This window comes from Xanthocytophaga flava (assembly GCF_030068545.1).
In the GTDB taxonomy this organism is placed as follows: Bacteria; Bacteroidota; Bacteroidia; order Cytophagales; family 172606-1; genus Xanthocytophaga; species Xanthocytophaga flava.
Window position 1 is genome coordinate 89471 of sequence record NZ_JASJOR010000017.1, and the last position, 19026, is coordinate 108496.

General features: G+C 38.9%; 13 protein-coding genes. 1 reads left to right on the top strand and 12 read right to left on the bottom strand.

Going from position 1 to position 19026, the window contains the following annotated elements; all coding sequences use genetic code 11:
• Window positions 1–8: 8 nt before the first annotated feature.
• The 11 genes from QNI15_RS23125 to QNI15_RS23175 form a co-directional block, all read right to left on the bottom strand.
• Window positions 9–2033 (bottom strand): tetratricopeptide repeat protein, encoded by a 2025-nt coding sequence (locus QNI15_RS23125; RefSeq protein ID WP_314033782.1) that lies wholly within the window; start codon window positions 2031–2033, stop codon window positions 9–11.
• A 153-nt stretch (window positions 2034–2186) separates the two neighbouring features.
• Window positions 2187–3626, bottom strand: a complete 1440-nt coding sequence (locus tag QNI15_RS23130) for a T9SS type A sorting domain-containing protein (protein WP_314033784.1) — start codon at window positions 3624–3626, stop codon at window positions 2187–2189.
• Between the two features lie 276 nt (window positions 3627–3902).
• Complete coding sequence (locus QNI15_RS23135; protein ID WP_314033786.1) at window positions 3903–5618, bottom strand: IPT/TIG domain-containing protein; 1716 nt, start codon at window positions 5616–5618, stop codon at window positions 3903–3905.
• Window positions 5619–5804: 186 nt separating this feature from the next.
• Window positions 5805–7181 (bottom strand): cell shape-determining protein MreB, encoded by a 1377-nt coding sequence (locus QNI15_RS23140; protein WP_313995071.1) that lies wholly within the window; start codon window positions 7179–7181, stop codon window positions 5805–5807.
• A gap of 75 nt (window positions 7182–7256) precedes the next feature.
• A complete protein-coding gene (locus tag QNI15_RS23145) occupies window positions 7257–10562 on the bottom strand; it encodes a TonB-dependent receptor (RefSeq protein ID WP_314033788.1) in 3306 nt (1101 codons plus the stop codon).
• Between the two features lie 351 nt (window positions 10563–10913).
• Window positions 10914–11924: a FecR domain-containing protein gene (locus QNI15_RS23150; RefSeq protein WP_314033790.1), complete on the bottom strand. Its 1011-nt coding sequence runs from the start codon at window positions 11922–11924 to the stop codon at window positions 10914–10916.
• 81 nt (window positions 11925–12005) lie between these two features.
• Entirely contained in the window at window positions 12006–12638 is a 633-nt protein-coding gene (locus QNI15_RS23155; protein WP_313995078.1) for an RNA polymerase sigma-70 factor, read from the bottom strand.
• 708 nt (window positions 12639–13346) lie between these two features.
• Window positions 13347–13553, bottom strand: coding sequence for a hypothetical protein (locus QNI15_RS23160; RefSeq protein ID WP_313995081.1), 207 nt, complete (start codon window positions 13551–13553; stop codon window positions 13347–13349).
• Between the two features lie 830 nt (window positions 13554–14383).
• Entirely contained in the window at window positions 14384–14596 is a 213-nt protein-coding gene (locus QNI15_RS23165) for a hypothetical protein (protein ID WP_313981784.1), read from the bottom strand.
• A 250-nt stretch (window positions 14597–14846) separates the two neighbouring features.
• Window positions 14847–15254, bottom strand: coding sequence for a response regulator (locus QNI15_RS23170; protein WP_314033791.1), 408 nt, complete (start codon window positions 15252–15254; stop codon window positions 14847–14849).
• Between the two features lie 290 nt (window positions 15255–15544).
• Window positions 15545–16243, bottom strand: coding sequence for a hypothetical protein (locus QNI15_RS23175; RefSeq protein ID WP_314033794.1), 699 nt, complete (start codon window positions 16241–16243; stop codon window positions 15545–15547).
• 529 nt (window positions 16244–16772) lie between these two features.
• On the opposite strand from QNI15_RS23175, the gene QNI15_RS23180 reads away from it, so the two are divergent.
• Window positions 16773–17510 carry a response regulator transcription factor gene (locus QNI15_RS23180; protein ID WP_314033795.1) on the top strand — a complete coding sequence of 246 codons (738 nt, stop codon included), beginning with the start codon at window positions 16773–16775 and terminating at the stop codon, window positions 17508–17510.
• Window positions 17511–17936: 426 nt separating this feature from the next.
• Here the strand turns inward: QNI15_RS23180 and QNI15_RS23185 are convergent, their stop codons facing one another.
• Entirely contained in the window at window positions 17937–18725 is a 789-nt protein-coding gene (locus QNI15_RS23185; protein ID WP_313995092.1) for a DUF421 domain-containing protein, read from the bottom strand.
• Window positions 18726–19026: the final 301 nt, after the last annotated feature.

Below are 19026 nucleotides of genomic sequence, written 5' to 3' on the forward strand. Positions count from 1 at the left end.
ACAATACCTTAATTCGGGCAGATTTGTTGCATATAGGCAGCTTCCGAACGATAACCGAGTTTATAAGCTTGTTTCATATCTTCACACACAGTCTCTGTTAAACCAAGACTCTGATTGAGATAGGCCCGGTTATAGTAAGCCTCTGCCAATAGTGGATCTGCCTCAATAGCATCGCTAAAGGTACTAAGAGCTTTTTGAAATTGCTCTATCTTAGCCTCTAGTAATCCTCTTAAATTGTATGCCTTTGCATAGGCAGCATCAATCTTGATGGCTTGGTTACAATCCATTAGGGCCAAATGCACTTTTTCCTGAAGATAATATACTTCAGCTCTATGATAGTAAGCCTCTTTTGAATTGGGTTCTCGAAAAATCGCCTGGTTCAGATCGGCGATAGCTTCTGTATACTTTTCAGATTCCAGAAAAAGGATTCCGCGATTCAGGAAAAAGTCAGGATCAACTATAGGAAGATGTGCTGCTCTTTCGAAATCAGTAAATGCTGCAGAAAAATTTTTAAGTTCAGCATAGACAGCCCCTCGGTTGATATAGAGAGAGGATGCATACATTTTAGTTGAGTCGGCAAACGAAATGGCTAGTGAATAATCTTTTAGTGCTCCGACATAATCCTTTACGCTTGCTTTAACCCCTGCTCGGCTACCATAATACCCGGCTTTATTAGCTCCATCGAGAACTATACATTTATCAAAGTCAGCATACGCTCCTACTGTATCGTTATGTTTGATTCGTGCATGCGCCCGGAGGTTATATGCTTCTGAAAAATCAGGATATTGTTGAACAGCATCATTCCACAAAGACAAATCGTCCTTCCATAAGGTAGATTGACGATAGGTACCTGCTGCGAGCAAAGCCAGATACACAAAACCCAAACCGATAATAAACTTCCGATGGGACGAAAATCCAGATACTATTTTCTGGAAGCAGACAGCCATAATCCAGAATACACCCAGAGAAGGAATATATGTATACCGGTCTGCCATAATAAAACGTCCCACAGGTAAAAGCTGTAAAACCATGCAAACGGAGGCCGTAAAAAATAGAAAGCCAAACAGATAAGTCCTAGTAAACTTTACAGAATACAATACCAGTCCTCCTACTAAGAGGACAGCTAGCACATATGTCACATAGATAAGAGGTATCCACTGCCCTGATTTTTCGGGATAAGGGTAGATAGCAGACAATTGAAGTGGACATAGTAGTTTCATCAGGTATTGCACAAAGGCATAACTGGCCAAAACAATACGCTCCGCAAAGTTCCAGGGATCATTCTCAACAATTGATTGAGAAGCTTTTTGTGCCCAGATCGCAACCAACCCAAAAAACAAAGCCATCAGAAAAAATGGCACTTTCTCAAGCAGAACGGTACGACTAAAAATCTTTCGCTTCAGCAAGTAATCAATGGCCAGCAAAATCAAAGGTAATGAAACTGCCATCGCCTTAGACAGAATAGATAATAGAAATAAGACCAGAGTATATACATACAGAGAAGTTTTTTGTTCTCTCGTATACCGAACATAACAAAATAATGCCCAGAAATAGAAAAACGTATACAGAACATCTTTGCGTTCAGCTACCCAGGCAACGGATTCGACATGGATGGGATGTAGGCCAAAAAGTATCGCACAGATAAGAGCAGTCAGAGAAAAGGGATTCAGTTTTCGAACCAGAAGAAAGACCAGAGCTGTATTACCCAGATGAAGCAGAATATTTGTACAATGATATACCTGTGGGTTAAGTTTACCCAACGCATAGTCTACAGAAAGTGAGAGAATAGTAAGCGGATGATAATTACCAAAAGTATATTCTGTAAAGATTCGTTTTATATTCAACAAAGACCATTGTCGTATCACTGGATTCTCCACTACATAGGGAACATCATCCCAGTTAAGAAAAGCAGCACTTAAAGCTGGTGAGTAGGCAAAAAAAGTAAATACAAGCACATATCCCAGATGAATCCAGGTAACCAGATCGGTAGTATGAGTATGAGCTATTTCGGGTTGAGCAACCTGTGTTTTCATAAAAGAAATAATTCATAAATAACAAATCTGTAACCTATATACCCATTAGCAGGAACGATCAATATTACTGAGTGCCTGATTGATTAAGCTGGAAAAGTAGACCAGCACATTGTTATGTGCTGATCTGAAAACAGTTTATAATTATAGTATGCATTATTGCTTTACAATAGAGAATGTTTGTGTCTTAGTCCCTATACTCACTCGTATCACATAGAGTGCACTGGGTAGACCTTTATCTAATTGTATAGGTTGGGTTAGGGAATGAGCTGAAGATTCATATACCAATCGGCCTTGCACATCGGTTATCGTAATACGGGCTTTCTGTTCTGAGGTATGAGCGCCAAATACATAAAGTGCATCTACAAAAGGATTAGGTCCTATGGTCAGACTGCTTTCTTCCATCTGATTTTCCGGTGAACTTACTCGTGCAGAAGTTGATGAAGAGCCTCCATATACATACACATAAATAGGTTTACGGTTTAATACCAAGCCTGGCACAAGGATATTACTCACCTGGCAGGTATAGGTACCGGCATCGTCAGTATTAATAGAATTAAGTATTAGATAAGGTGTAGTCAGTGTATCAATAGCCACACTGTCTTTAAACCATATGTACTGATTATTTGCACTATTACCAGCATAATTCGCAGAAAGTTGGATAGAACATCCGGCAGCAGTAACTACAATGCCTTCATTGCCAATATCAGCCTGAGGAGCATAGAAACCAGGATCAAAAAAACGGTTTATAATAGGTTCCAGATCTTCGAAAGTCAGACGATTCTCATTCACAATGCTGATACTTAATCCAGCAGGCAAAGTTGGCAGTACCGACAGACGATTTCCACTTACGTTTAAATAGCTAAGGGTTGAAGGTAAAGTTGGCAACGAACTGATACGATTAGAACTGACAATCAAGCTACCTAGATTTGCAGGTAAAGCTGGTAAAGTACTGATACGATTAGAACTGATATTTAAACTAGTCAATGCAACAGGCAAAGTTGGTAGAGAACTGATCCGGTTAGTAGAAACTGATAAATTAGTTAGTCTAGCAGGTAAGGATGGCAATGAAGACAACAAGTTTGAGCTAGCATCTAACACTGTCAATGCTACAGGAAGCGCAGGAAGGCTTTTAATCTGATTAGAGTTAATACGCAAAATTTCCAGTTTGGAAGGCAGAGATGGTAAAGCAGAAATCATATTGTTATCTGCATTCAGTGAAACCAGACTGGCGGGCAATGTTGTGATCCGCACCAGTTGGTTGCCACTTATCTGTAAGTCTATTAAAGGCAGATTACTGAGAGACGCAGGTAAGTTGCCAGTCAGGTTATTGTAAGACAGATTCAATACAACTACCTTGCCGGTACTATCTACACTAACTCCATACCATGTGTTAACTGGTTCAGCGCTTAACCAGTTATCCTTTACATACCAGTTTGGTCCTCCAGTAGAATTATAAAGAGACACTAACGCCTGATACTGACTGGCAGATATGCCTCCCTGAGCCTGGACACTCCAAACTGATAGCAAACAAAGTACTAAGGCAAACCAACATGCAGGTTTATGCAGCACGTAAGAAAAGTAAGAATACGACATAGTAAGTGTGATTGAAGTGATTGATTAATAAGTAGTAAAACCAGAAATATGTCTGTTGATGAATTATTTCCTGATTGAAATTATATTTTGCCTGGTATCCTAAAAGCACTATTTCATCAGAATAAACTTTAATGATTAGCACCATTAAGTACAATAAAGCATTAGCAGGCTTTTGAGATATCATTATTTTTCCTGCCATGACCAACCTGTGAAACACTCTACCATCAGTCTAAAAATCACATTCGAACATGTGATCCTAGCCCAGGTATCCTCATCTCATTCCACTATGAAGAAATTTACATAGCTAGTCGAGAGTGTAGATTTTGTGATAATACCACCGCCATCCAGATTACTCTCCATAAGACTATAGCCAGAATTGTCTGCCCATTGTACTTTTTGCTTTGTAGGCTCGAGTGTAAGGAATTGGGTACTTGAAATTCCACCGGCCCCTGGAGATAAAGCATTTAATGAACTCAATGAAACAGATGTTCCGTTTACATTACTCCAGAGAATACGATCTGGCTCACCCCAGTTTATATTAGAAACCTGATCCACTATATAGATACGTATTGTGCCACTAATAGCTATAGCATCTATATCTAAAGGAAAAAGAGGGGCTGTCCCTGAAACAGTCATAAAAGAAGGAGTACCTGATCCATCAATGCTTCCTTTGCCAATCTTTTGACTGTTCTGATCAGTCCAGAAAATGTCGGTTCCTACTACGGCGATACCAAAAACTCCAGTTATTTGATCAGAAGGTGAATCTCCATATAAGATTTGTATGGTTCCACTACCATCTACATTAGCAGACTTAATCTGATTATTGTTGGAGTCAGTCCAGTAAAGCTTGCCATTTATGGCTTCTAAATCTGTAACAATGCCAGGTCCTGTAGGATCTGTCTGAAAGAGTACTTTAAAGTCTGTTCCATCCAGATTGGCAGATGCCAGAGCATTAAAACCACCATAATAAATTTTGCCTGCTGAACGGTCTACCGTCATACATCGATTCGACGTACTGATAGGTAACAAAGCATTGTATTCAATCCCACCACCATCTATACTTCTGCGATACGTTGAATTTCCGTCTGTATAGTAAATGGTTAATATAATATTGGTCAAAGGTTTAAGTGTGATTTTTGTCTCACTTGTTATGGGTGTATCTCCAAAAACCATACTAATCGGGAAGTCGCCTGTACCCAAACCAGCAGGTAATGTTAGCTGAGCTTCAGTATTGCTCAAAATTGAATAGCTATTGATAGCCTTTCCGTTTATGCTGAAACCGTTGACAGAAAACAATGCATCACCCTGTAAAGTAATGGTCATACCTTCGGTTGCCTCTGCGGGAGAAACCGAAATGAGAGAAGGTTCTTTGACGGTAAAAACAGGCCCTGTAAAGGTAAGGCCTTCCTGAACTAATGATACGGATCCGGTTCGGGCAGCCTGAGGTACACTAACCATTAACAAAGTATCTGTCGCATAGAAAACAGTATTTCTCTCACTATTGGTAAAATTCACATACGCTTTTCCTTCTAAAAAGTCATTTGTTCTGAAGTTTTTCCCCTTGATTTCCACTACTCCACTTCCAAGCGGTGCTTCTTCTGAATTAGTGGGAGAAATAGAGGTAATGACAGTGCCACGGCTTCTAACTTTAAATGGAAATTCGGCACTGATTCTGTGATTGGCATCAATCACAACAGGACCCGATTCAGCACCATAGGGAACTATGATCCGCATTTGGCTTTCATTTCCATCTATTAACCTGGCAGCCTTTCCATTAAAAAGAGCAAAGTTATCTTCTGCATAAGACTCAAAGAACTTTCCGGAGACCACAACCGTATCTCCAATGTAGGCACTGTCTGGACTAATTGCCGTAATGACAGGCAATGTGACTTCTTTCTCTTTTTTGCAGGAAGTCGAAAAAAGAGTCACACTTACTAAAAAGAGTATAATCAAATAGTGTATTTGCAAAAAGGACGGGTATGATTTTTTCATACTTAGTTGGCAAGTGGTAAGAAAATAAATAACTTCGCTTTTTAAGATCTGATCTATGATATAGATGCTTTTTTAAAATGGAGCATAGCTGCGAACTATGCCCCACTCAAAAGTCCCTTCCATCTATATTGTTTTATAAAACAGAGGAGTGAATGTTATTCTGGCATACCTCCTCTGCTTTGATTTTTAGTTTCCTACAGTAGGGAATCTTAACCAGGTTCCAGCTAAGTTCCACCCAGCATTGTTAGCTGTAGTAGCGCTGAAAGCACCACGGTAAGGAGCTGAAACGAAGAAACCACTTGGAAGAGCTGTAGTAGTAGTCAAGTCAGTTGCATCTACTGCAAATGTTGGAGGTACTAAGCTATTAACAGTAAAGCTAGTTGTACCCGTTGCAGGCTCAGAAGCAACTACAGCTGATGTATAACTGCTTACCAGGCCAGACCATCCTGTTGGGATAGTAGTTGCACCTGGAGCATAGTTCTGTAAAGTAGAAGAAATTACTTGTGCGGAAGCATTAGCACCTGATGCATTTACAGCAGCAGTACCTGTTTTTCCGTATCCGAAGACAACAGAGTTATAGATTTTCTGAGCAGTATTACGACGTAATAAAGCACCTGATCCAAAGTATACACCATCTGCTCCAGTAGGTCCTACTACAGTTACGTTAGCAAAAATAGCAGAAGTTAATGGTGTTAATGAGCTACCAGCAGCATCGTTATCTGATTCAAAACCGTTAGAGTTGTTAGAAGCAGAAACTACGTCAAACTGAGAAGGTACACGCACAGCCGCAGCGAACTGAACACGGCCAGAATAACCGAAGTCAGTATCAAAATCATCATCTACAGTACCATACGAATACAGATAAGAAGCATTTACTGTACCGCCAAACCACTCAAATGAGTCATCGTTACCATACAGAACCTGGATATGATCAAGTGTAGTACCTGTACCTACAGAACCCAATGTAAGAGCGTTGATTTCATTGTTTGCAGAAAGAGCCTGTCCAGCATACTCAATACGTACATAGCTAAGGCGTCCAGAGTTATCCGCATTATTCAATGCACCACCTGGGCCATGATAGCCTGGAGCATTGTTGCCGGCAGTACCTACTGTGATACCTTCAATGGCTACGTTAGCACCTTGATTGTTTTGCGCACGTCCTAAAATGATAATTCCACCCCAGTCACCAGGAGCTTTCGCAGTAGCTTTGTTAGAAGTAAATACAATAGGAGCAGTAGAAGTACCTATAGCAACAATATCTGCGTCACGCTCTACAATCAATGTACCATCACACTCACCCTGAATGCGAGTACCTGCCTGAATAGTCAGTGTAGCACCTGGTTGGACACGTACTTTACCACGTAATACATAGGTATTTGCGGAAGACCAGGTAGTGTTGGATGAAATCAGTGTATTGGCACTACAAGTACCAACTGTTACAACAGCAGCAGCATGGATAGATCCATCCTGAACAATTTCTTCTTTTTTACAGGAAGAGAAAGTAGCCGCCAGTACTACACTGGTTACAGCTGAAAACGCGAGCAATTGAAGTCTGTTTTTCATAAATGTTGTAATCGGTTAAGGTTTAAATAGCACTGTACTTTATGAATAGATTGGAAGGGCAAAGGCAAAGGCACTTTAGAAGGCTAATATGAGTCCCAGAGAGAAGTAACTTCCGGGCCGGTATTTTTCTTCCATATAATCCCGGATATAGGTCTTAGCCTCCGGATCATACAGACTTAAGTGATTTGGATTATATGTTCTGGAACGATCTCTGTCACGATAAATACGAAAGGCCTGATTCAGGATATCCTGTACACCTGCACGTATTCTCAGATAGCGATTGATTCGTTGGGTCACTGTCAGATCAATTACATGACGAGGTAATTCGTACAATTCAGAAGTAAAGGAATTACCAACTGTAGTTAATCGTTGCCCAATCACATTATATAAAGCTGATACCTGCGTTCCAGATGGAGTATTGTCATAATATAAATTTACATTGATTGAGTAGGGTGATGAACCTTGCAAAGGACGAATCGAACGACGCAAATCATTATACTGTCCTCCTTGTTCAATCTGGTCTGAAATGTCTATCTCAGTTTTTAATAAGGTCAGATTCGCATTAACTGCCATATATTCAAACAATGGCAGCGGAATAAAGGAGAGGCGTTTTCGTACTTCTAATTCAAGTCCATATCCTTTCGCCTGTTTTGTATTGGCAAAATTGAAGAAGTCTCTTTCAAAGTTCACAGCCGCAATAGAATATAACTCAATTGCATTTCGAAAAGTCTTATAGTAAGCACCTATAGAAATGAGTTCATCAGCTTCCGGATAAAACTCCCAGCGAAGGTCATAATTATCTATTTCAGCATTAGTGAGTTTGTAGTTTCCAACAAAATCCATATTCCGGTCGAGGTCACGCGCCTGAATAGGTACTACCTCTCTAAATTCAGGACGGTTAAGCGTCATTCCATAGGCTGCCCGTACCTGCATCTTAGGAGTAAAGACATATGATACATTCAGACTGGGTAACCAATAAAGTTTTTTCTGATCAACACTTATTTGAACAATTGAATTATCTTCTAAGACGCTGAAGGTTCCTGGAAAGCTGAAATGATTCCATTCAGCCCGGACCCCACCATACACTGTCAAATGCTTATTGAATAAAGGCAGATTAAATGCCACATAGCCGGCACGCTGATTATTATTGGCCTCGTATCCATCATTTCCGTCAATGCCTTCAGCCAACGTAAAACCTGTATTATCATGAATCTGCAATCCTGTACCATCGTTCCGAAAAAAACGACGGTCAAAAAGTTGATTTGCCATAAAAGGCAAATCTTTGATGGTAGCTGTTAGCAATGTATCTACTCCTACATTACCATTATAAGCAAAGCGGCGTGTTGTATAGCGGCGTGTACGGTATTCCATAAAGATACCGGCTTTAATGGAAGCTTCTGATGCAAACTTTTTTTCCAGGTCGATAGCTCCAGTATAGGTATCCTCTGCCAGATCATCATACTGATGTGTATTTAAATCAGTGACCTTAATAGTGGCACTTGGTATATTAAACTGATAGGCTCCTATTGGATCGCTTTCTCCTTCAAAGCCAACCAATACGTCTCTTCTGCGGAAAGAGATAGAACGCAAGTCAGGTTGCTTATCGCTGGTATGCCCATATCCGAATCGCCAGTTAACGGACGTAAGCCATGGTTTACTGAGCGTATGCTCGCCGGAAAGAGTGCCTGTATAAAGACTCCGGCTACGGAAATTGTAGTACAAGGTCTTATCCAGATAGTTTACATAATTATCCAGTGTACTGGTTGAGGTTCTGTAATCCTGTGTAATGACACGATCACGATTTAACTGATTGAAGAAATTCTTAAAGTCAATAGAATGCCTGTCATTAAATACCCATTTGAAATTCTGCATTGCAGTCAGACGTACACTCTGAATATGACTTTGTTCGTTATTCTGGGAATTATATAAGTCGATAGGTTTGTCTTGATAAATTGTAGTAGAAACCCCTTCAGCATTATATTTAGGGTATCCAAAAAACCGTTTTATTTCATTTAGGTTAGTTGTAGATGTATAGGTAACCGAACTTAGGCTGTTTACATATCCCATTCTTGGCATGTTCCAGGATGTATAGTAGTTGATAACAGCTCTTTTATCCAGATTACTACGAGCATTCATCAGGTTCCAGTTGTTGGAAAAGGATCGTGCGAAACGGGCATTTTCTGCATTGCTCTTATCTGAAATTCCCACCACAGGAAACTCTTTACTAGATGGTACATAATTGGGCATATTGCGGGTGCCATCATCAAAGCCTAACCAGTCTGTTTTACCTCCTTTATACGTATAATAGTCTGTAAAGCTTGAGCCCTGGCGATACTGAGTAGAAAGCTGAATCTGAAGTTGACGGGCATTAGCAGAATTTTTAGTGTATACTTTTACAACCCCTCCTGCAAAGTCAGACGGATACTCCGGTGAAGCTGTCTTATACACCATTACCCGATCCAGGATAGAACTGTTGAGCATGTCAAACGAAAAGGCACGACGATCGCTTTCAGCACTGGGTGTGGGGATGTCGTTGAGCATAGTCAGTGTGTAGCGGGGGTCCAGACCACGTAACACAACAAAACGGTCTTGTACCAACGTAACTCCTGTGGCACGACGTACCACTTCTGCGCCATCCCGATCCAGGTTACGGGCAATCTGTTCATTGGATATACCTGTTACTATATTGTTAGCTCCTTTTATCTCATTGATAACAGAAATCTCGGTGGAATTTTCCAGTTGTACGGTTGCTTTTACTACTACTTCACCCAATACATTATCTGCAACCAGATTCTGATTGACACGGGTTACAGCATTGGCTTTTACCTGTATCTGCTCGGCTATTACCTGTTTGTATCCTACATAGGAGAAAATCAAAGAATAGACCCCTTCTGCCACTCCGTCCAACCGAAACCTACCCGCAGCATCCGTAGAAGCTCCTTTGGTTGAGTTCTGTATCACAACCGAACAACCTGGCAAACTTTCTTTCGTCTGATAATCCTGTACTACTCCTTCGATACTTCCATAGGAGATCTTAACAGGGACAGGTTTGGATACAATGACAATGTTAGTTCTAACTTGCTTAAAGGTTAGATCTGTTCCGGAGAGAAGAGTATTCAGTACCTGTTGTAGGGATTGATTACTAACCTGAATACTCACTTTTCGTTTACTATCCAGCTGTTGTACATTATAGGTGATATCTATGCCACTGACTCGCTGGACCTGATCAAGTGCCTCAGCTAGTGAAACAGCCGACAGACGAATGGATATTTTGCTGGATAAAAGAGTTGAGCCTGTCTGAGCGTATACCCAGGGAGTGGTGAAAAAGTAACTGGTCAGAAAAAGAAAGAAGCTAAGTGTACTAAAGTAAATAGATCTCATAAAGTATAAATAGATTGTAAAAGGTATTTAGCTTGTAAGTGAGCTCTATGACAGATAAATAAAGTTGACATAAGAGCTTTTGATTTTTAATTGTGCTTCACTTTTTCTATTTTTAGTGGCTTTTGGAAAGCAAAAAGCTTCCTTTAAGCACCTGTTGTATGTGCTTTTTTGTCCATTTCAGTAACGTTGCCAAACGGTAAGGGAAGGGTAATAGTCACATTTCAGCTTCGCCCGGGAATGCGTCAACATTCCCGGTATTTCTGAGGCATGACCACCTGGAATGCCCACTAGAGTTTTGTATCTGTCCTATTACAGTTTCTCATAGGTGATTGGTTTTTAGTTGTTGATCAGTTAGCATCCTTTGCCTGATAGGATTACTTTTTTATTTTGCCTATTATATTCATAGTGAAAAGATTTTGTCTGCTGTAGCACCTGTAAAATCTGCTCAAGGTGCATAGGCTTGAAAGTTGCCTTAAATACACACTGAGCCAGTTTGGGAGTTGCAAATACAATTTTTACATCGTAATACCGCTCCAGTTCAGTGGCGATCTCTGCAAAGGTCAGCTTATCAAAGACTAAGCTACCTTCTTTCCATCTGCTTTCCACTACATTTAGCTCTGATGTGACACTAGCCTGTTGTGTATTTTTATGAAATACCAGGGACTGACTGGCTGTTAATGTTGCCATTTTGTGAGAGGCACCTGCCAGACTCACCGCCACCTTTCCAGTGGCGACCGTAACCGTAGTTTTGGGATGGTTCAGATACGAACGCACAACAAAGGAAGTCCCTAGAACCTGTACCTGAAGTGTATCTGTATGAATGATAAAAGGTTTTTCCTTGTTATGGCTTACCTTAAAGAAGATTTCTCCATCCATAAATACTTCCCGCTTGTTTCCCTGAAAAGATCGGGGAAAACGTATTTTGCTTGCTGCACTAAGCCAGAGTTGAGATCCATCCGGAAGAGTAACCTGTTTTCGTTGGCCACGCATGGTTTTAATTTCCATCATAGCCACAGAAGGTTTATGGGAAGCATAGGCCCAGTACCAGACAAATCCCAGCCAGCCTACTCCCAACAAAACCAGCACAGAAGCTGCCAGTCGGAAAATTTGCTTATAGGTTGGCCTGTAGTAGATAAAGCTACTATCCGATTCTGCAGATTTTTCCTGTTGCAGCCTGTTCTTCAGTTTTTCCAGTCCGGTTGCAGTATCGTATTTTTGGGCAGAAGCTTGTTGCAGACTTCTGCTAAGCTGATCAAAAATAGCCTGATAAGCCGGATCAGTTGCCAGCCATTCTGCCACTTGCCGTGCCTCCTCTTCAGAAGCCTTCCCCAGTAAAACCCTGATCATTAATTCTTCCTTCATAAAACTGTCTTTGATAAAAACCTGGTGCTGTTTGGTATGATCAGAGACACGATTTGCGGAAGAAAAGACTATTCTGACAGGTTAAGTTATTGTTAACAAATCATATAAAAACCTCTCATACAGATAACTTAGCTGACCCAGATACCCCAATCCCAATGTGCTTAGGCTAAACAGATAAGGAAGTTGTGCTTTCACAAAACGATAAGCACTTTGTAACTGGTTTTTCACAGTACTTTCTGATACATTTAATTCTATTGCAATCTGGGATATATGTAAACCTTCTTTCCAGTTCAGTAGAAAGATGCGTCGGCGTTGTTTGGGTAGCCGTTCAATGATTTGGTGCAGACCTTCTGCAAGTTCCTGTTCTTTGATTTGTTCATAGGGTGTAACCTGAGTAGAGTGGCTTGCCTGTAGGCTTTTACTTAAAGCAGTAAATTTGATCTTCTTCTTTCGAATAGCATTCAAAGCTGCATTTCGGGCAGAAGCGTACAGATAAGCCTTCAGACTGATTGAAATAAGAAGTTCTTTGCGTTTGTGCCATAGATTCACAAATACATCTGAAACAATCTCCTCTGCTATGCTATCGTTTTTGACTATAAAGGCAGTATAATTGCACAACGTTGCATAATATTTGACGAATATCAGTTCCAGTGCCTTTTCATTTCCCTCCTTAAACATATCCACTAATAGCTGGTCAGTATCTACAGGTGTCATAGGGTTTGAAATACAGATAGAAAAAAGTTTTGGTATGGTTAACTGAATGTTGCCACTGAAAATTGGCGCTTTCGAAAAGCAGTCTGGTGACGGAAGAGTAAATAGTCTGTAGTTGAAAACTTAAGATAAAATCAATTGTACAAAGTATAGTTTGTACAATTGATTGTCTTGGTATCCCTAAAAATGACAGAATAGTAAGGCATTCTGCAGGATTGTTTTTAAATCATTTCATTTGTTATACTATCTATTTTATACGGAACTGATCTCAAAGATAGAGCAACGATATTTTTGAAGGTAATTTTGTCTGTTACCAAAAAATTAAATTTGTTTGTCTGATATTATGAAAAGAGGTCAGAACCTGAGTGCAGCTAAGTGTCTTTTTATATTTTTTCTTGTCTTTCCAGATTTTTGAGAAAAAGATGGACATAAAGAAACACACAAAGAGAAGTTTACTTCACATGAGGAAGGGTATATGTGTGTTCAGGGCTCATACAATTAAAATGCCCTTAAGGATTGTAGGGAGTCTGGTCCCTGACGACTATTCGAGTTATGATCAAATGGATGATAGAGGACTGGTAGAATACTCAGTAAGCAAATGAATAGAGTTCGAATCACTCTAGAAGTGTTCAGAACTCTATTCACTTTACTTGCCTGTTTATATATGAGATTCGGGGAGAAACAGGTTGCAAGTGGTAGTTATAGGCAAAGTTACTCTTGGAAATATGCGGTTCTCTCTCCCTGAACCTCATTTTGATCTTTTATCTGATCTTCAGTTTTGTCCTCAAGCGTGCGCTGAAGTTCTATGCGTACTTCGTTTTGTTCCTTATTAAGTTTACGAATGCTGGCAGACTTTGCAGCAATCAATGTCTTTAAATGAACAATCTTATTTTGTATATATACACTTTTTTTGTTCATAGTATGAGTGAACTACCTTTCAAAGATGACAATTAGAATGCATTTCTGAAAGAGCGTAAATACGCAATTTGAAAAATAAGTATTTATACATTAACAAGCTGAATATCAACCCAGACTATGCAATTCCCTATACTATAAGTCGAAAAATGTAAAATGGTATAGCAAAGGCTTTTTAGTTCTTCAAGAACTTTACTATTATTTGCCTTTATACCCTTTAAAAATAATTGTAAACAACCTCTAAAAGATCACTGGAGTTACAGTCAATGAGTATAATGACCGTAACTCCAGTGATTCTGAAGAAATATCCGAACTCTGTTCAAAATAATGTCGAAGGATAAGTGATCGAGCAACTGTTCAACAAGGAAAGTGAACAGAAATCGAATCACTTTTGAAAATGACCAGAACTCTGTTCACTTTTTATTTTGACTGGAGTTCTGGTCGCTTTTCAGAAATATTCGAACTCTGTTCATTTTTGAGAATGACCAGAAGAATGGTCACTTTTCAGAGTGGCTGGAACTCAGTTCATATGTGACAACGATTCGAATACCAAGTCAACCTATTGGCTGACCATAGTTGCAGTCACCAACCTGTATGACCAGACTTCTGGACAGCAGACATGCAAAACAATATATAAATCAGCTATACTATAAGAAAGGATAATATGAAAGCACTACCTATGAACAAAAAAAGAAGCAGCCAAAGGCTTACTTCTTTTTAATCATAATCTATAGACAATAAGCAAGATGATTACAAGGAACTTACTTTAAGATACTATTTATATTGAGGTTACACACAAAGTACACTATTGCTCTTCTGAATCAGTAATAGAGTTATTCCGACTTCATAACAGGTGCATCCAAAGAAGACATCCAGTCAATAGATTCTCCCTGCATTTGTAACCGCTCAAGTTCAAGCATTCGTTGTAATTCTATACGGTTTTTATTTTGTGATGCAACCATCGTCCGGATTTGCTCTTCCTGCCAGGATAGGACACATTGTAACTGATAAATCTTTTCACGAATAATATGCGAATATCTATCCATAGCTTTAAAGTTTTAGTAGTGATTAACAAATAGAATACGTTTCCATCTAATCTCCTGTTTACCAAAATTGAGTGGTAGGGAACTACAAATATTAGTAAGCTTTGCAGAGAATAAAAGGTATTAAATACGCATTTTGTAAAATAAGTATTTAACGCAAGTCTGATACACTAATTACTAAATGGCCACCTTCCAGGATTAATTATAATCCGTTTTTGATTTAATCAGAAAGTAACTCTCACACATAAGTTGGTTAGGTAGTGATAGGCTGAAACGACTCAATAATTCGCTCGAGTGCCAGACATTCTCCTTTTGAGTAAGGTTTTACTACATAGGCTTTCACTCCCATTCTATAGCAACGTAGTATCCATTCTTCATTGCAATAATCTGCTAGGGCTACAATGGGTACATATTTACACACGTCATTATTCTGGATAGCTATAATCTGTTGAAAATTATCTTTCAGCATCATATCTACACTCCACAAAATCAGATCAGGTTGTAGAGGTGCATAACTAAGCCAGGCTAATGCCTCTTCATTTTCAGAAAGGGTAACAATCTGACAATTGCTCAAAGATGTCTCCAGACAACAAGCCAACTCCCATCGGTAGTCAGCATTGTCTTCTATTAGTAGAATCTGCTGTGTTGGAATAGATATCATAAGCGTTAAAGGGAATAAATATATACTAACAGAAGCAAATTTGTACAATATCTATTGATATAGAAAGAGCGTAAATACCTATTTTGCAAAACATGTATTTAACGCAAAAATAAGCTTTCAACAGAATTACCTATTCTTTATCAAATAGTTAGACAAGGTTTTGTATGAGAATGTTTCTTTGCTTTTATTAATCCGGATGGTTTCCACATAAATGAAGGAACCTTTATTTATGTATATGTTTATGGATTATGTACGGCTTACTTATCACAAAGTTCTTTCATGTGTTGCCATTATTTTGGGTCTGACAAATGGGTACAAAATGTGAGCAACTTGTGTAAATCGTGAGGGTCTTTGAAGTTGATAGGGTTATCAATCAGATATTGGTTAAGCTCCTTTCGATATCGGGAAAATATCTTTCGTACAGCATAGGCACTGGCTTTATGAATACGATTATTGTGATCAATGAAATAATAATATATTTTTTTATGAAAAGTTAAAGTTTGGTTAGTTTTCCGCCTGAATAACTTATTTGATTCGATAATTCCACCCTCTGAAGTTTCAAGTCTATGGCCACGATTACCATAGATAGTGGGACCAAAATATCCAGAAAATCTTCCATTACTACCTTTTGATTCTTCTAGTTCAATGAGTTGTTTTTCGGCAAGTTGGGTAGATGGATACAATGTAACGACATGTACATACCCGTTCTCCTGATCAAAGTAAAATAGTTCATCATCTATCTTAATCTGTTGTATAAGCTTTTCCTGAGCAAACGACAACGTATCTCCCTTTAAATGTATAAATTGAATTTCTCCAAATAATCGGTTGTAATTCAGTAAAGCTCCCACTATCTGTCCATTGTGAAAGCTGATAGTACCTTGTCTAAAATCTCTAAACGTATATTGCTCTGTAAACGGGATTACCCGGATAGGAATCTGACCTAGCTCTACCACAAATTTCTGATCAGTCTGAGCAGACAGCTCTGGCATACATCTGGATAAGACCGTAAATTCTATCATGAAGAGTAAAATGTAATATTTTCTTTTCATACAAATAAAAATTAATAAAGCAGTTACAAGGGAGATAGAGAGGACTCACTTAAAAAGTAATGCACTACCTGTCAGGAAGATTGAGTACCCTCCTGTTAGCAGATTTAGCAGAAAATGTATGGTTTAGCTTATTAATCCTTTCGCACAAAGTTTGTGCCGAACTTTGGGTAGGTTGAGTATATCTGCTTTGCAGAAGAAAATTAACTTTACGCTATTATCACTCTTTTTGATAAATGATACTAACAACTAACAGACTGAAAAAGAAGCCAAAATCAATTATTTTTTTCTTTTGCCTCTTGGAGGAAATTTCACAAATTTATAAAAGTGACAGGCATAATTTTTTATATATTAGTTTGTGCTATCAACTCCTTCTTAGAAAGGTTAAAAATGAGTAGAAAAGCTCAAAATTATCTCTGATTGGCAACAGGATTGTAGTTTATTTGCCACACTTACTCAATCAAAAGAAGTTATGATTAACCTACTATTAGCCGACGACCATAAAATCATCCGTGATGGCCTAAAAGCGGTGCTCACATTCTCAGATGCTTCAATTCAAGTGGTGGCGGAAGCTTCTAATGGAAAGGAAGTTTTGGAACAACTAGAGAGAGAAAAAATAGATGTAGTGCTGCTGGATATGAATATGCCAGAAATGGATGGTCTGGAAACAACTACCTATATAGCCAGAAACTACCCCGAAACTAAAGTGCTAATTCTTTCTATGGTAGAAAATGAGCATCTGATTGCGAAAGTGTTTCAAGCCGGTGCACAAGGTTATCTTCTTAAATCAGCAGGACGCGAAGAACTAATCCATGCTATCGAAATTGTTCATAAAGGAAGTCGTTATGTAACAGCACAGATTACATTGTCATTGTTGGGCAAACTTTCTCATAGTGAAATACCAATTACTTATGCAGATTCAGTATCCTCGCCTGTTACATCTATAGAAGCTATTACCAAATCAGAAAAACTAGGTCCCAGAGCAGAAGCATCACATACCGGGCAGCCGGAAGGAATAGGATTATCCAAGAGGGAAATGGAGATTCTTCAATTGGTAGCTAAAGGTTATACAAATGCCAAAATCGCAGATCTGCTCTTCACCAGCAAAAGAACCATTGAGAATCATCGTCAAAGCCTGCTTGCTAAAACCGGCTGCAACAATACCGCTATGCTGATTCATTTTGCCTCCTCCCATCATTTACTGGACTGATTAGTTATTGTGTAAAAGTATAGGCTACAAGAAGCTCTCTGACACAGAGATAACTTTGTAGCCTATAAAATAAGATAACGAGGATAAGTAAAAGAAATCTTATAACTAACGTAAAAATGCTTTTTAAAATAAACCTTAGGGATAAACCAGGGTAAGTGGTTTATATATATTAATCTTTATCTTACAAAAAATCACTGTTTACCCCTAAGATTTATCTTCTAGTATCCTATATGTCAACTTCTAACAATAATACCTCCTATTTCTTGCTTGATTTTGCTAGTAAGCACACATATTTCAAATCTCACCTTTATAATTCCTTTCTCAATAGGGCGAAACGAAGTTCGCAGAAAAGTTTCAGTGAAAAAAGAGGGTAAATACGCATTTGTCAAAACAGGTATTTACCACAGTCCCTTTGCTTCTAGTCTATTAATGTGTATAGGAAGAAATATTCTTCTGATCATCTTTTGTCAGTTCTGGATCTGTTGGGCCAGAATGAGGATTTTTATTCTGAATTGTTGTGTCTTTAATAAAGGCTTCTGTCCAGACAACCGACTGGCAATTAGGGCACAATGCCTTGACACTGTGTACAGCTGACGTTACCACATAACCACAACTGGCGCAAGCCAGATGTGAATGTGTCTTTGCCTGTCGGTTTACTAAGATTCGATCGTTGGAGGGCAAAACGGATAACCCAGGTTTAGGAGATACACTTTTATAGATACTCAACGTACCACATGCTTCCAGATATACTCGTGCTATCTGACCTAAATGTATAATATTTTCTGAACGGAGATGAGCAAAGATCTGCTCGCGCTCAAAACCTTCCTGACGGATCTGGTCAAGTTGTAAGATGCCATCTTTCACTAATAGGCGTACATCTCCTTGTACAAGTAACTCTATCTTTCGGTATTTATACGAAAGCAGGTTAAGCCCCCTTAGTACAACAAGCACACAGATAAGAATCACAACACCTGGTAGGAGACCACGTATCGGATCTTGCATTGGAGCTGAAACAATAGCACCGAGTGTAATCATCACAGACATTTCGGTGAGACTCAACTGTGCATTCATTCTTTTTCCAAGAAGACGGGTTATTACCAGCAAAAACAAAAAAATAAAGATTGTTCGCAGAAATACCTCTAATAGAAAAATAGCAGGAGCATCCCCTAACAAAATTCGTTGCCAATCTCCTAAATGAATGTCTTCTTTTTTCATGGTGCCTTACTATATAGCTGTTATTTCGTCCCAGCAGGTCAATCTAGCATGCTGGCATTCCAGGATATTTTTCCCTTTGTTCTATTACTCATGTATTTTATCTGATTTTATGATTTCCTAAAGGATTCTATTACAAGTCAGTCACTCCTTGATTATAAAATCGTTTAACCAATCAACCAGCACTTCGTTATTTGTCACACCTGTACATTTGTGTCGGGAAGATTCTTTCAGGATAACTCACTTAACCAAAAACATTTACTCCTGATCAGACATAGATTATGTAAAAAACTATTCCTGTTCG

Excerpts from the sequence above, each read along its gene's own strand:
- QNI15_RS23125 (WP_314033782.1), bottom strand. The coding sequence starts at position 2,033 with ATGAAAACACAGGTTGCTCAACCCGAAATAGCTCATACTCATACTACC.
- QNI15_RS23130 (WP_314033784.1), bottom strand. The coding sequence starts at position 3,626 with ATGTCGTATTCTTACTTTTCTTACGTGCTGCATAAACCTGCATGTTGG.
- QNI15_RS23135 (WP_314033786.1), bottom strand. The coding sequence starts at position 5,618 with ATGAAAAAATCATACCCGTCCTTTTTGCAAATACACTATTTGATTATA.
- QNI15_RS23140 (WP_313995071.1), bottom strand. The coding sequence starts at position 7,181 with ATGAAAAACAGACTTCAATTGCTCGCGTTTTCAGCTGTAACCAGTGTA.
- QNI15_RS23145 (WP_314033788.1), bottom strand. The coding sequence starts at position 10,562 with ATGAGATCTATTTACTTTAGTACACTTAGCTTCTTTCTTTTTCTGACC.
- QNI15_RS23150 (WP_314033790.1), bottom strand. The coding sequence starts at position 11,924 with ATGAAGGAAGAATTAATGATCAGGGTTTTACTGGGGAAGGCTTCTGAA.
- QNI15_RS23155 (WP_313995078.1), bottom strand. The coding sequence starts at position 12,638 with ATGACACCTGTAGATACTGACCAGCTATTAGTGGATATGTTTAAGGAG.
- QNI15_RS23160 (WP_313995081.1), bottom strand. The coding sequence starts at position 13,553 with ATGAACAAAAAAAGTGTATATATACAAAATAAGATTGTTCATTTAAAG.
- QNI15_RS23165 (WP_313981784.1), bottom strand. The coding sequence starts at position 14,596 with ATGGATAGATATTCGCATATTATTCGTGAAAAGATTTATCAGTTACAA.
- QNI15_RS23170 (WP_314033791.1), bottom strand. The coding sequence starts at position 15,254 with ATGATATCTATTCCAACACAGCAGATTCTACTAATAGAAGACAATGCT.
- QNI15_RS23175 (WP_314033794.1), bottom strand. The coding sequence starts at position 16,243 with ATGCCAGAGCTGTCTGCTCAGACTGATCAGAAATTTGTGGTAGAGCTA.
- QNI15_RS23180 (WP_314033795.1), top strand. The coding sequence starts at position 16,773 with ATGATTAACCTACTATTAGCCGACGACCATAAAATCATCCGTGATGGC.
- QNI15_RS23185 (WP_313995092.1), bottom strand. The coding sequence starts at position 18,725 with ATGAAAAAAGAAGACATTCATTTAGGAGATTGGCAACGAATTTTGTTA.